The sequence below is a fragment of the Parageobacillus caldoxylosilyticus NBRC 107762 genome (genome assembly GCF_000632715.1).
In the GTDB taxonomy this organism is placed as follows: domain Bacteria; phylum Bacillota; class Bacilli; order Bacillales; family Anoxybacillaceae; genus Saccharococcus; species Saccharococcus caldoxylosilyticus.
Genome location: NZ_BAWO01000011.1, coordinates 39,591 through 52,565, shown reverse-complemented (window position 1 = coordinate 52,565; position 12,975 = coordinate 39,591). Strand labels below are relative to the sequence as shown.

The following is a 12,975-nucleotide window of genomic DNA, read 5'->3' as shown; positions in this document are numbered from 1 at the left end:
CCGCCGCAAATGAATTAAATGATTCCATCTCGTATTGCTTTGACAATGGCCTCCGTACGGTTTTTCGCATTCATTTTTTGTAAAATGGTCGACACATAGTCGCGAACAGTATATTCGCTTAAATGCAATCTCTTAGCCGCTTCATAGGTGGAAGCTCCTTCTGCGACTAATTTCAATACTTCAATTTCGCGAGGAGACAAATGGGGCGTTGCAGCGGCTTGTGGAAATTCCGGGCGATCGCCGCCGAATTTTGCTAAAATTTCCCCGGCGCTTTGGCCGAATTTCATAACGGCGGTAAAAATGTCACTCGAAATGTTAAATGGTTTTCCTGGTCCTTGATCTAAAATGGCTGCTCCGATGAGTTTGCTTTCCGAAGGAACGTAAATCGGGGCAATGACAATAGATTCGAGTTGAAACTGTTTGACATATTTGATCGGCAGGCCTTCCGCTGCTTCTGACACATAAATGGGCGGCAAATTCGTGATGTGTCCGCCAAGCAGCTGTAATCGCTGCATATAATTTTTAATTAGCGGGAGGCCATTGATATTCTCGTGAATGTTTTTTATCTCTTCGTTGTTCAGCTGGTACCCATAAAGTCCAAACCCGCTTTCATTCGCGCTAGAATAAGCAAACAATGCACACCGTTCAAACGGCAAGTAGTTCACAAAACCAGACGAAATATATTCAAACGCTTGATGTAACGTTTTAGCACGCATAATCCATTGATCGAATAAAATGACCGCATCCTTCCATAATTGCTCCTGTTTCGTCTTTTCTAGCGCCTTTTCCCCTGTATTGAACATTTGCAAGGAATGCATGATAAATGGAAGAGCTTGGTGTTCCGTTTCGTTTGTACAAAACAATAAAATTTTTTCTTCCCACGGGATCGGAAAAACCCGCATTTTTTCCCCTGTTTTCGGCATGAATTCAAGCAGAGACTCCGATAACGCAAATAATGTATCCGCTTTCAATTGGCGGTCGATCGTTGAAGGCAAGAAGTTTGTTTGGCTGTACATTTTTTTTACATAAAACCCCTCCTCCGATTTTGTCAATTCAGCAATCCAATGAATGGGAAGCTGCCTTGAGGAGGCGAGTTGTTCGAGGAAGTGGTCTATGCTGTGCTTTTCATCATTGCATTCTTTAAAAATGACTTCATGGATTTTAGAAAACAAATATTGAACCGCTTGATGTTCTTGAAATGAATCACCGATGTTGGATTGAATTGCCTCATGGGCGGCATTTTCCAATAACGTAAAGATAAAAGTCATTTTGTTAGAAGGGAACAAACTTGAATTGTGTTTCCATCCCTCTTCGATATCCTGCAAAAGTTCTTCGATGTCTCCTCTTTTTGTGAATAGCCTTTCGGAAAAAAAGCCGATGGCGGTTTCCAATGGCTGCGCCGCGATGTTTTGCTTTTTCTGTAATTCAGATAATTTCTCTTTCCACTTGGCAAGAATCAGTTCGTGGTGCTCTTGAATCATATCAATACCGTTTTGCAAGATGTTGTTCATTTTTTCTTTTAACGTCAGGCACATCGCATCGTTTCCTCCTTTTGATGACCTAATCGTTATTGGAGAAATCTGTACCGCCGTTTGGTGATCAACGGAAAAAGAAGTATTGCCTGAATCCGTGATAGAAACTTGAATAAACGACTCAGATAGCCTTATGATTGAACGAATTTTTTCTTTGCCTCTTTACTTATTTAGGTGAAGTGGCAAAAATGAACGAAATCAGTGATATTATTGGGATTTTGAAAGATGAAGAAATGAAGCTGTTACGGATTCAAGTATTAGCGATTTACCCTTTCGATTGGCTGGCAGTGATTATAATAATGTAACAATATTATAACAATTCTGTCTATTTTATAACAAGATGGAGATCTGGCATTTGTCTGTTTGGCAAAATAGGGGATAACCATTCGCACCGTCATAGAAAAGTAATAACAAATGCTCACCTTACATATAGAAATTTATCCAACCCCGTTTAAACCTCCCTTGTTTTTCGTCCAAATTGATAAAGGCTTGGAAGGAAGTGATGGACGCAATCGGCCTGCTTTCCCAGTAAGAGCTTTTCAGACATATATTGCAGGGAGTCCATCCATTCATTGGAACAAAAAAGTGCTGATGGAGGAGAAAAACAATTTGTATTTCGATGAAGGAGGAAATCGAAAATGTTCAATTATTGCTCGCTGTTGGGGAATTAGAGAAACATCATTCAAGCAGAATGTATGATCATACACGGGAGCTGGCAAAGGAGATGAGGAGGTTTAGGCGACAAGGGATTTCACGTACAATTTAAAGAAGAAGGGAACGTATCCATCTTACCAGCTTTAATTAGCTATGGGCTCGCTTTTGCTTTGAAAAAGATACAGTGAGTCCTTTATACTTGTAAAGGAGGATATCGTCAAATGAGAGGATGGAATGATGCCCATGAGCGTTGCCAAACATAAACAAGAAGCTCCGCTTGCCGTTCGCTGCAAAGTTGTCACCGTAAGCGACACAAGAACGGCGGAGACGGACAAAAGCGGGAAACTGATGATCGAGTTGTTAAGAGAAGCCGGACATGACGTTGTTGCATATGAAATCGTGAAAGATGAAAAAGAGGCGATCCGCCAGACCGTGCTTGACGGCTGCCGGCGGCCGGACGTCGACGTTGTGCTGACGAATGGCGGCACCGGTATCGCAAAAAGAGATGTGACGATTGAAACGGTCAAGGAAATCATCGAAAAAGAGATCGTTGGCTTTGGTGAGCTGTTTCGGATGTTAAGCTATACGGAAGATATCGGTTCAGCGGCGATATTGTCGCGGGCGATTGCCGGGGTGGCGAACGACACAGCCATTTTTTCTACACCTGGGTCGTCGGGCGCAGTGCGCCTTGCGGTGACAAAATTGATTTTGCCAGAGCTTGGCCATGTCGTGCGGGAAATAAGGAAAGATTTACGATAAAAGCAAAAAGTGTCCGTTCAAGGAATCGGACACTTTCTTTCTGATTAGGCATTTTTCTGCTTTTCGATTTCGTGGTTGCGAAGAATAAAGCGCTGAATTTTCCCACTAGGCGTTTTTGGAAGTTCTGATACGAATTCTACTTCACGAGGATATTCGTGTTTGGATAAATGGTTTTTGACAAACAAAGACAGTTCTTGCGCCAGTTCTTCTGATGGAGTATAGCCATCCGCCAGCACGACGAAAGCTTTCACGATTTCCCCTTTTAATGGATCAGGCTTTCCAACGGCTGCTGCTTCCACTACGGCTGGATGTTCAATGAGGCAGCTTTCAATTTCAAAAGGCCCAATGCGGTATCCGGCGCTGGAGATAATATCATCGGCCCTGCCTTGGAACCAAAAGTATCCGTCCGAGTCTTTCGTTGCCAGATCTCCAGTGAGAAACCAGCTTCCCATCAATCTCTCCGCCGTTTTTTCAGGCTCTTTCCAATAACCTTTAAATACGTTTGGAATGGAATTGGTGTTAAAAGCAATTTGTCCAACTTCTCCGTCTGCTACCGGAGTTCCTTCATCGTCCAGCAATGCGACTTCAAATCCCGGCAATACCCATCCCATGGAGCCTGGTCGTATTTCCATATTTACCGCGTTGAAATTGCCAATCAGCATTAATGTTTCCGACAGACCGTAGTGGTCATGGACAGTTACCCCTAAATGCTGTTGGAAAAAGCGAATGACTTCCGGGTTAAGCGGTTCTCCTGCGGAGCTCATAGCCCGTACGCCGATCTGGTATTTACCGATTAATTCCGCACCTGCCGCAGCCATCGCGCGATAAGCAGTTGGGGCATACGTAAAGTTGGTTACGTGATATTTTTCCATCAGTGAGTAATAGGTTTCCGGTTTAAATGGCCCTTCATAAAAGACGATTGGCACACCAAAGCACATTGGAGCAAAGGTGCAAAAAATCAATCCATAAGCCCATCCCGGGTCAGCTCCTCCTAAAAAGACATCGTCATCCCGCAAACCGATCGCATATCGCATATAAGGATAAATGTTAATAAGCAAGTTGTGCGACCACATTGCCCCTTTCGGCATCCCCGTTGAACCTGATGTATATTGGATTGCCAGTAAATCGTTTACCGTTGTTTCTTCTGTTTTATGGTCAGCCAGTTCTTTTGAAAGCGTTTCCCAAAAAGGCAAATCGTTATCGTTATCCGCCCCATCAATGATAAAAATATGTTCTAATGTTGGCGTTTTTTCTCTTGAAGGCAGTTTGGAACGTTGTTCTTTATTCGTCAATATCACTTTTGCTTCGGAATGGTTAATCCGATATTCGATCGCTTGCGGGCCAAACGCTGTAAATAGCGGTACATAAACGGCGCCGACTTTCCAAGCAGCCAGAATATAGACGATCAGCGCAGGATTTTTAGGCAGAAGAGCACAAACTCTATCCCCTTTTTTCACCCCAAGTTTGCGAAATACATTGGCCATTTGATTCGACCAGTCCCGTAATTCTCGATAGGTAATGGTTCTCTTTTCTCCTAAATGGTTTTCATAAAATATGGCAATGCGTTGCGGATCGTCTGCATAACGGTCGCACACTTCATGGGCAACATTGAAACGATCATGCGGATTCCAATCATAATGTGCGAATACGTTATTCCACGAAAAAGAATCAATGATCGAAGTATAGGATGCTGCTTTTGTCATGCGTATCCCTCCGCTTACATAAAGTAGAATCAATATAAATAATAATGTTAATAAATAAAATATTCAATATATTTTATAAAAATAAAAATTGGAATATAAAAGAAGGAGAGTTTCACCGCTTCTGTCTCTCCTTCTTTTTATTGAGGCATACGCAATGATACTGTTTGATTCATCCGATACCAAATCCATAAATCATTAATGATCGAAGCGAGTTCAGCGATCTCTGCATTTAATCGGCAGGAGCGTTCGAAATCATTTTCGTTTCCGAGCTCGTCTTGTTTTTTGTTAATGGTTTTCTCCAATTCGGCAATGCGGTCGGGGATGGCACCACGAATGGTTTCCCAGCGCAGCAAAATGGCGTTTTGTTCTTTCTCGCTATAATCCTCCCAATCTTTTTCTAACTTTGGCAAAGAAATGCCAAGCCGTTGATCATAAACAAAATATTGCTCCATTCTTTTCTCACCCTTTCCCTTACCGTTTATTGTACAAAAAAAGGGAAGGAGCTAACAATTAGTATTTTTATACTTTCTGATGAATAACTATTGAAAAACGGCGAAAAAGCTGATAAAGTGATAATAGATTGTTATGAATATTTATTTATATAGGGGTATATTTATGTAAAGGGAAAGGGGAATAAAAAATGGCTAATCCGAAACTGGTGCTGGCATATTCTGGGGGTTTAGATACATCGGTTGCAATTAAATGGCTGCAGGAGCGGGGCTATGATGTCATCGCCTGCTGTTTAGATCTTGGCGAAGGAAAAGATCTCGATTTCGTAAAGGAAAAAGCATTAAAAGTTGGGGCCATTAAATCGTATGTCATTGATGTGAAGGAAGAATTCGCGAATGAATACGCGCTGATTGCCTTGCAGGCGCATGCGCTTTATGAAGGAAAATACCCGCTCGTATCCGCCTTGTCGCGTCCGCTGATCGCGAAAAAATTGGTGGAAATCGCGGAACTGGAAGGCGCAGTTGCCGTTGCCCACGGCTGCACCGGAAAAGGAAATGACCAAGTCCGTTTTGAAGTGTCGATTAAAGCGTTAAATCCAAACTTGGATGTTATCGCCCCAGTACGGGAATGGAGCTGGTCGCGCGAAGAAGAAATCGAATATGCGAAAAAACACGGCATTCCGATCCCAGTGGATCTTGACAGCCCGTTTTCCATCGATCAAAACTTATGGGGCAGAAGCAATGAGTGCGGCATTTTAGAAGACCCGTGGGCGGCTCCGCCGGAGGAGGCGTATGAACTGACGGCGGCGCTCGAGGATACGCCGGACGAGCCGGAAATCATTGAAATCGGTTTTGAACAAGGCGTGCCGACAACGCTAAACGGTCAGCCGTATTCGCTTGCGCAGTTAATTTTGAAACTGAACGCGCTTGCCGGAAAACATGGCGTCGGGCGCATTGACCATGTCGAAAACCGCCTTGTCGGCATTAAGTCGCGGGAAGTATATGAATGTCCAGGAGCGATGACGCTGATTAAGGCGCACAAAGAGCTGGAAGATTTGACGCTCGTCAAAGAAGTCGCGCATTTTAAACCGATTATCGAACAAAAATTGGCGGAAGTCATTTATAACGGCTTATGGTTCTCGCCAATTAAAGATGCGCTTGTCGCTTTCTTAAAAGAAACGCAAAAAAACGTAACCGGCGTCGTGCGTGTGAAATTGTTTAAGGGGCATGCCATTATCGAAGGGCGCAAATCGGAATTCTCTCTATATGATGAAAAGCTGGCAACCTATACAGTGGAAGACCAATTTGACCATCAAGCGGCTGTCGGGTTTATTTCCTTATACGGATTGCCAACGAAAGTATACAGCATCGTAAACAACCAAAAGAAGGTGACCATGTGAAAAAACTTTGGGGAGGACGGTTTACGAAAACAGCGGAAGAATGGGTAGACGAGTTTGGCGCGTCGATCCCGTTCGACCAAGAGCTGGTGGAAGAAGATATCGAAGGCAGCATCGCCCACGTGACGATGCTCGGGAAATGCGGAATTTTGCCAAGTGAAGACGTAGAGAAAATCAAAAATGGTCTGTATACCTTGCTGGAAAAGGCGAAACAAGGCAAGCTTGAATTTTCCGTTGCCTACGAAGATATTCATTTAAACATTGAAAAAATGCTTATCGATGAAATCGGTTCTGTCGGTGGGAAGCTGCACACGGGAAGAAGCCGCAACGACCAAGTGGCGACCGATATGCATTTATATTTGCGCAAGCGCGTGACCGAAATTATCGCGCTGATCAGACAATTGCAGAAAGCACTTGTGGAAAAAGCCGAGGGGCATGTGGAAACGATTGTGCCGGGATATACGCATTTGCAGCGGGCGCAGCCGATCTCGTTCGCCCATCATTTGCTCGCCTATTTTTGGATGTTAGAACGCGATCGCGAGCGATTCCGCGAGTCATTAAAGCGCATTAACAAGTCGCCGCTTGGCGCAGGAGCGCTTGCCGGAACGACGTTTCCGATCGACCGCCATATGACCGCGGAGCTGCTTGGATTTGATGGCATCTATGAAAATAGTATCGATGCGGTAAGCGACCGTGATTTCATCATTGAGTTTTTAAGCAACAGCGCCATGTTGATGATGCACTTATCCCGTTTTTGCGAGGAGCTCATTCTTTGGTCGAGCCAGGAATTTCAATTTATCGAAATCGATGATGCGTTTGCGACAGGAAGCAGCATTATGCCGCAAAAGAAAAATCCCGATATGGCCGAGTTAATCCGCGGCAAAACGGGACGGGTATACGGCAATTTATTCGGGCTGTTGACCGTGATGAAAGGAACGCCGCTCGCGTACAACAAAGATATGCAGGAAGATAAAGAAGGCATGTTTGACACAGTAAAAACGGTGATTGGTTCGCTGAAAATTTTCGCCGGCATGATTGAAACGATGAAAGTCAATGTAGACGTGATGGAAAAAGCGACAAAACAAGATTTTTCCAACGCGACCGAGCTGGCCGACTATTTAGCCAATAAAGGAGTACCGTTCCGTGAAGCGCATGAAATCGTGGGAAAGCTTGTGTTGGCATGCATTGAAAAAGGCGTATTTTTAGCCGATTTGCCGCTTGATGTCTATAAAGAAGCGTCACCGTTCTTTGAAGAAGACATATATGAAGCGCTTAAGCCATACACCGCTGTTAACCGCCGCAATAGCGCGGGCGGAACAGGATTTTCCGAAGTAAGAAAAGCGTTGGAAAAAGCCAAAGAAATAGTGAACACTCCGTAGCGGATGCTTCGGAGTGTTTTTCTTTTATTCTTTTTCGGTTCGCACGACAAGCACATCGCATTTCGCATAGCGGGTGATATGTTCGGAAACGCTTCCAATGAGGAGACGTTCCATCGCGTTTAACCCGGTTGCTCCGCAAATAATTAAATCGGCTTTATATTTTGGCGCCACCTCTTTTGCGATTTTGACTTTTGGCGAACCGAACTCAATATCGATGACCACGTCGTTTAACCCGGCGGCAAGCGCTTGCTGCTGGTAGCCGCTAAGCAGCTCTTTCGCATATTGTTCCGATCGTTCTACGACAGTGTGATCATGTATTTCTACTGTTGCAAATCCACGCAAGTCAATGATATGGGACAAAATTAATTTTGCATTGTTGCGTTTGGCAATTTGAATCGCTTTTTTAAATGCCCATTCCGCTTCTTTCGAACCGTCTACCGCAACGACAATCGTTTTGTACGTCATTGTCATGGGTCTCCACTCCCTTTGGATAAAAATGCTATCCCTATGATTAGTATACCCCCATGCAAGCAATGAGAAACTACCGTATATATGACACTTTGATGAAAAAAGGGGTGGAAGAAGTGGAAAAAAAGTACAACGAAAATTGGTATTATGATGAAGAGGAAGTCAAAATCATTAGTGAACAAATCATGGATGCGTATCATAGCGGCGTGGTGGATCATGATGAGCTCTACTACGATCCAAAGCGAGAAGTCGGCGAATAGAATAAATGTAATTTCATCATGGTGATGTCTCACCATGATGATTTTTTGAAGCGGGATGGATGCGCGGCCACATAATTTATAGTAAATTAAAGTAAAGACAGGAAGTAGTGAAGGTGAGGAGGAGTAGTTGTGCGACATGCCCTCATCACAGCCGGAGCGAAAGGGCTGGGGAGAAAAGTAACGGAATTGTTATTAGAAAGAGGATATTCGGTAACGGTCAACTATCGGAGTGACGAGGCAGCAGTGCGGTCGCTGCAAGAAAAGTACGCCCATTTAAAAGACCGGCTTCAGTTTGTCCGCGGGGACGTCACGAAAAAAGAGGATTTATCGGTGCTTGTCGAGTCGGCATTGCAGCGATTCGGCCGGATTGATTGTTTGATCAATAATGCTGGTCCGTATATTTTTGAGAGGAAAAAATTAGCCGATTACACGGAAGAGGAATGGTATGAAATGATTGAAGGAAACTTAAGCGCCGTTTTCCATTTAGTAAAGAAAACGATTCCGTTGATGAGAAAACAACGGTTTGGGCGCATTATTACATACGGATTCCAAGGGGCGGCGGATGCTCCGGGATGGGTGCATCGATCCGCGTTTAGCGCGGCAAAAGTTGGTTTAGTATCGTTGACGAAAACGATCGCTCTCGAGGAAGCGGAGTATGGCATTACCGCAAATATGGTTTGCCCAGGCAATATTGTTGGAGAAATGAAAGAAGCAACCATTGCTTATGCGCGGACGAAAAAAGATGAGGAAACTCCCATCGGTCGCTCAGGGACAGGCGAGGATATTGCCCGTGTGATCGCTTTCTTATGTGAAGAAGATTCGGATATGATTACAGGAGCAGTGATTGATGTCACCGGGGGAGTCAATGTCCTTCACCGTTATCGGACGTAAGTTGTTTCTTGAGAAAAATCACCTCCTTGCATTAGTGAGGTGATTTTTCTATTGGAAAAAACTCGATCGAAATTACTTTCATTCTTATTGTAGGAGGGTGTGAAGCGCATCGGGAAACGAGCGAAAAAAGCCGTTTATTTTATAGAAAAAAGGAGAAACATAAATAATGATGGTTTCATATTTGCAGGTAAAAGGATATGGTATAGTAAGCAAATCAACTAGGAAGAATTCATAGCAATGGAGTGCCTGATCCAACGGTTTTCTCCATAAGTTAATGATAGCATATTAGAAGAGAAAGGAGGAAGGCGCATTCCTCCCCCACTTACTCATTGGGCTCCGCCCTTCTCATTCGTTGAAGTGGGGGTCCCCTGCGCTAAAACGATGAAAATTGGTATTCCAAAAGAGATTAAAAACAATGAGAACCGGGTGGCGATTACACCGGCAGGAGTAATGACATTAGTAAAAGCTGGGCATGAAGTATATGTGGAAAAAGGAGCGGGCCTTGGTTCCGGTTTTTTCGATGAAGAGTATGAAAAAGCCGGTGCAACGATCGTCCCATCTGCTCAAGATGCATGGGCGGCGGAAATGGTGTTAAAAGTAAAAGAGCCGCTTCCAGAAGAGTACGCTTATTTCCGCGAAGGCCTTATTTTGTTTACTTATTTGCATTTAGCGGCCGCGGAATCGCTGACGAAAGAATTAATGGACAAAAAAGTAATCGGCATTGCTTATGAAACGGTACAATTGGCAAACGGTGCGCTCCCGTTGTTAACGCCAATGAGCGAAGTAGCAGGAAGAATGTCTGTGCAAGTAGGCGCGCAGTTTCTTGAAAAGCCGCACGGAGGAAAAGGGATTTTATTGGGAGGCGTGCCGGGGGTGAACCGCGGAAGAGTAACGATTATCGGCGGCGGGACGGCTGGAACGAACGCGGCAAAAATAGCAGTGGGGCTTGGAGCGAAAGTGACGATTTTAGATATTAATGCTGAGCGGCTGCGCGAGCTTGACGATCTGTTTGGCGAGCATGTAACGACGTTAATGTCCAACCCGTATAACATCGCTGAAGCGGTGCAGCAGTCTGATCTTGTCATCGGCGCCGTATTAATCCCTGGCGCGAAAGCACCGAAGCTGGTGACGGAAGAAATGGTGCGCTCGATGTCACCGGGTTCCGTGCTTGTCGATATCGCCATCGATCAAGGCGGAATTTTTGAAACGACCGACCGTGTTACGACTCATGATGATCCGATCTATGTCAAGCATGGGGTTGTTCATTATGCGGTAGCAAACATGCCGGGCGCGGTGCCGCGAACATCCACGTTTGCGCTTACTAACGTCACCATCCCTTATGCGCTGCAAATCGCGAATAAAGGGTATCGCGACGCCTGCCTGCAAAATGAAGCATTGCTAAAAGGGATAAATACGCTAAATGGTTCGGTTACGTATGAAGCGGTAGCAAAGGCGCACGGATTGTCGTATACCGATGCGAGAACATTGCTCGAACAATCGTGAGAACATTCATTGTTGTGAAAAAGAGCGGCATTGTTTTTTAGCCGCTCTTTTTACCGTTAAATAACAATAAGCTCTTTTGGATAGGAAGTTAAAATGCCAACGCCATCGTCAGCAATAAATACATCGTCTTCAATACGAACTCCGCCAACTGAAGGGACGTAGATGCCCGGTTCAATCGTGAACGTCATGCCGCGCTCTAATGGCATCGTATTGGCGGCATTCATGGACGGATACTCGTGTATTTCAATGCCTAAACCATGTCCGACGCGGTGTGTAAAATATGGGCCATATCCTGCCTGTTCAATCACCGCTCTGGCCGCCCGGTCGACAGCGCCGATTGCTGCGCCTGGCTTGCACGCGTCAATTGCGGCCAGCTGAGCGCGCAAAACGGTATCATAAATCGTTTTTTGCTCTTCCGTCGCCGAACCAAAAACGACGGTTCTGGTAATATCGGAACAGTAGCCGTCGACGATGACGCCCAAATCAAACAAAACAAAATCGCCGCGCTGAATAGGCGTCTGTCCTGGCACGCCGTGAGGATTGGCGGTGTTTTGGCCGGTGAGAACCATGGTGGCAAACGACATTTCCCGTACGCCTTTCCGTTTCATTTCGTATTCGATCGTCGCGATAATATCTAATTCTGTTTTTCCTTCACGGATGGCGCTTACACCGACTTCAACGGCATAATCGGCAAGCTGCGCTGCTTCCCGCAGTATGGCAATTTCTTTTTCATCTTTGATCATCCGCAATTGCCGTAATTTTTCTTCGGCGTTGAGCCATGTATTGGCTTGGAAATAGGTATGAAGCTGTTCGTAGCGTTCTAAAGAAAGATGGCTTTTTTCGACCGCGATTTGTTCGACCGCGATATTTCTCGCCTGGATATGCCGTGCGATCAATTCCCATGGGTTGGATGTATCATCATAATCGATAATTTCATAGCCCCAGCCAGATTGGCGGGCGCGCGCCGTTTCCATTTGCGGGCAAATCAACACTGGCTCTCCTTCAGGAAAAACAAGCAATGCTAACAGCCGTTCATGCGGATCGCACCAAAACCCACTTAAATAGAAAACGTTTGGACTTGACGTAATGAACGCCAATGAAATATGTTGTTCTTGAAGCCAATCGGAAAATAATTGAAGCCGTTTGTTCATTGTGCATCTTTCCTTTCTTGTTTCTCTCTATTTGAGAGTAGCAGGAATAAATCGAAATGTAAATGTTTATAACGGATGCAGCAGGGAAATGAAAAACCATCACGAAATAATACTATGAAAGGGGAGGATTATCGTGAAAATTACTTACCATGGCCATTCCGTCGTAAAAATCGAAACAAATGGGAAAACGATTTTGATTGATCCATTTATTACTGGAAACAGCACCACCGATTTAAAACTAGAAGAAGTAAAAGCAGATGCCATTTTGCTTACCCATGGCCACGGCGATCATGTCGGCGATACGGTGCAATTGGCGAAGAAAAACAATGCGCTTGTGGTCGCCACCTTTGAGCTGGCTACATATTTAGGATGGCAGGGAGTTAATACTTACGGCATGAATATCGGCGGCGCGCATGAATTTGATTTTGGAAAAGTGAAATTGACGCAGGCATTCCACAGCTCCGGTTATGTCACGGAAGACAATCAAATTATTTACCTAGGGATGCCGACAGGGATTTTATTTACGGCTGAAGGAAAAACGATTTACCATGCCGGAGATACCGGATTGTTCTCCGATATGAAGCTCATTGGTGAACGCAATCAAATTGATGTGGCGTTTTTACCGATTGGGGACAGCTTTACGATGGGGCCGGAAGATGCCGCCCTTGCCGCTGAGTGGCTGCGTGCGAAAACGGTAGTGCCGATTCATTATAATACATTCCCGCCGATTGCCCAAGACCCTGAGAAATTTGTCGCGTTGCTTCCTGACGGGGTCGGCCGCGCTTTAAAACCTGGAGAAAGCATTGAATTATAAAATGAAAAAAGCGTC

Annotated in this window: 12 protein-coding genes; 7 read left to right on the top strand and 5 right to left on the bottom strand. The window is 44.8% G+C overall.

Going from position 1 to position 12,975, the window contains the following annotated elements; all coding sequences use genetic code 11:
* Positions 1-14: 14 nt before the first annotated feature.
* Positions 15-1,535, bottom strand: coding sequence for a response regulator transcription factor (locus tag GCA01S_RS04625; protein ID WP_042407608.1), 1,521 nt, complete (start codon positions 1,533-1,535; stop codon positions 15-17).
* An 894-nt stretch (positions 1,536-2,429) separates the two neighbouring features.
* Here GCA01S_RS04625 and GCA01S_RS04620 point away from each other — a divergent pair.
* The gene (locus tag GCA01S_RS04620) at positions 2,430-2,945 is read left to right on the top strand and encodes a MogA/MoaB family molybdenum cofactor biosynthesis protein (protein WP_042407606.1); all 516 of its coding nucleotides are present in this window, start codon (positions 2,430-2,432) and stop codon (positions 2,943-2,945) included.
* A 44-nt stretch (positions 2,946-2,989) separates the two neighbouring features.
* Here GCA01S_RS04620 and GCA01S_RS04615 read toward each other — a convergent pair whose 3' ends face one another.
* Positions 2,990-4,648, bottom strand: coding sequence for an acyl-CoA synthetase (locus tag GCA01S_RS04615; RefSeq protein ID WP_042407604.1), 1,659 nt, complete (start codon positions 4,646-4,648; stop codon positions 2,990-2,992).
* Between the two features lie 137 nt (positions 4,649-4,785).
* Complete coding sequence (locus GCA01S_RS04610) at positions 4,786-5,100, bottom strand: hypothetical protein (RefSeq protein ID WP_042407601.1); 315 nt, start codon at positions 5,098-5,100, stop codon at positions 4,786-4,788.
* Positions 5,101-5,288: 188 nt separating this feature from the next.
* On the opposite strand from GCA01S_RS04610, the gene GCA01S_RS04605 reads away from it, so the two are divergent.
* Both GCA01S_RS04605 and argH read left to right on the top strand, forming a co-directional pair.
* Positions 5,289-6,497, top strand: coding sequence for an argininosuccinate synthase (locus tag GCA01S_RS04605; protein WP_017434982.1), 1,209 nt, complete (start codon positions 5,289-5,291; stop codon positions 6,495-6,497).
* On the top strand, positions 6,494-7,873 hold the full coding sequence (gene argH / locus GCA01S_RS04600; RefSeq protein WP_017434983.1) for an argininosuccinate lyase: 1,380 nt from the start codon (positions 6,494-6,496) through the stop codon (positions 7,871-7,873). Before GCA01S_RS04605 ends, argH begins: the two co-directional genes overlap by 4 nt.
* A 24-nt stretch (positions 7,874-7,897) precedes the next feature.
* Here the strand turns inward: argH and GCA01S_RS04595 are convergent, their stop codons facing one another.
* A complete protein-coding gene (locus GCA01S_RS04595; RefSeq protein ID WP_017434984.1) occupies positions 7,898-8,344 on the bottom strand; it encodes a universal stress protein in 447 nt (148 codons plus the stop codon).
* A 113-nt stretch (positions 8,345-8,457) separates the two neighbouring features.
* Here GCA01S_RS04595 and GCA01S_RS20485 point away from each other — a divergent pair, with 113 nt between their 5' ends.
* The 3 genes from GCA01S_RS20485 to ald all read left to right on the top strand — a co-directional run bounded on the left by GCA01S_RS20485 (position 8,458) and on the right by ald (position 10,995).
* Entirely contained in the window at positions 8,458-8,601 is a 144-nt protein-coding gene (locus tag GCA01S_RS20485) for a hypothetical protein (RefSeq protein WP_169735602.1), read from the top strand.
* Between the two features lie 129 nt (positions 8,602-8,730).
* Positions 8,731-9,492 (top strand): SDR family oxidoreductase, encoded by a 762-nt coding sequence (locus tag GCA01S_RS04590; protein WP_017434986.1) that lies wholly within the window; start codon positions 8,731-8,733, stop codon positions 9,490-9,492.
* A 381-nt stretch (positions 9,493-9,873) separates the two neighbouring features.
* Positions 9,874-10,995, top strand: coding sequence for an alanine dehydrogenase (gene ald, locus GCA01S_RS04585; protein ID WP_042407596.1), 1,122 nt, complete (start codon positions 9,874-9,876; stop codon positions 10,993-10,995).
* Positions 10,996-11,051: 56 nt separating this feature from the next.
* Here the strand turns inward: ald and GCA01S_RS04580 are convergent, their stop codons facing one another.
* Positions 11,052-12,146, bottom strand: coding sequence for a M24 family metallopeptidase (locus GCA01S_RS04580; RefSeq protein ID WP_042407592.1), 1,095 nt, complete (start codon positions 12,144-12,146; stop codon positions 11,052-11,054).
* 133 nt (positions 12,147-12,279) lie between these two features.
* Here GCA01S_RS04580 and GCA01S_RS04575 point away from each other — a divergent pair, with 133 nt between their 5' ends.
* On the top strand, positions 12,280-12,960 hold the full coding sequence (locus GCA01S_RS04575; protein WP_017437264.1) for a metal-dependent hydrolase: 681 nt from the start codon (positions 12,280-12,282) through the stop codon (positions 12,958-12,960).
* Positions 12,961-12,975 lie beyond the last annotated feature (15 nt).